The 865-nt window shown below is 70.0% G+C and carries 1 protein-coding gene; it reads right to left on the bottom strand.

Going from position 1 to position 865, the window contains the following annotated elements; genetic code table 11:
* Positions 1 to 89 precede the first annotated feature (89 nt).
* Positions 90 to 752, bottom strand: a complete 663-nt coding sequence (locus AC1DWF_RS33195; protein ID WP_476842755.1) for an LON peptidase substrate-binding domain-containing protein — start codon at positions 750 to 752, stop codon at positions 90 to 92.
* Positions 753 to 865 lie beyond the last annotated feature (113 nt).

The raw sequence follows: 865 nt of genomic DNA, 5'->3' as shown, positions 1-865 counted from the left end.
GCTGCTTGGTCACCGGGCAGACCAGGATCTCCAGGAGCTGGGGGTCCACGGCGCCGGCGGTCTTGGGCGTTTCGGTCATGGTGAGACTCCTAGCTCGGCCGCCCGCCGGGCGGAAGCTCCCCGCCGAGCGTGGCCATGCGCAGCAGGGCGACGAGGTCATCGGCGCGCTCGGCCGGGGTGGCCGCCTCCAACAGCGCCTGCTTCTCGGCCACCGCGAAGGGGCAGACCATGGAGAGGGTGGTCACCCGCGTCGGGCAGCTCATCTGCTCGATGGCGGACCAGTTGGCGTCGATGCCCTTGGCGACGAAATAGGGCTTGAGGGCCGCGAGGATGGCCTCGCGCGGGAGATCACCGGGCTCGGGCGGATCGAGGTCGTCGAGATAGGGTTCGTAGTCCGCCCGGACGCGCCGGTAGCCGCGGCGCATGGCGAGCTCCTCGGCGATGCGGAAGCGCAGCAGGCCGGTGAGGGTGATGAGCAGGCGCCCGTCGTCGGTCTCGGCGAAGGAGGAGAGGCGGCCGAGGCAGCCCACCTGRTAAAGCCTGCCGCCCTGGTCGGTCTCGTCAGCGGCGGGGTTGCCCTGGACCATGCCGAACATCCGGCCTTCGGCCAGGCTGTCCAGCACCATCGCGAGGTAGCGGGGCTCGAAGATGTTGAGCGGCAGCTTCCCGCCCGGCAGGAGCAGCGCGCCCGAAAGCGGGAAGACCGCGATCTCGGCCGGGAGCTGCTCCGGCGCGGGCTGGAACGGGCTCATCGGAGGCAATTCCGTTCGCATGAGCCCACTTCGAGGCCTCCCATCTCTTTGCGGCCGGTTCACGCGATCGGACCGAAGTGTCCGGCGCGATCCGGCCTTTACCTGAACAGCAG

The organism is Aminobacter sp. P4_D5, assembly GCF_056401815.1.
Note: the sequence above shows the minus strand (reverse complement) of the source record. Positions and strands in the feature narration are given on the sequence as shown.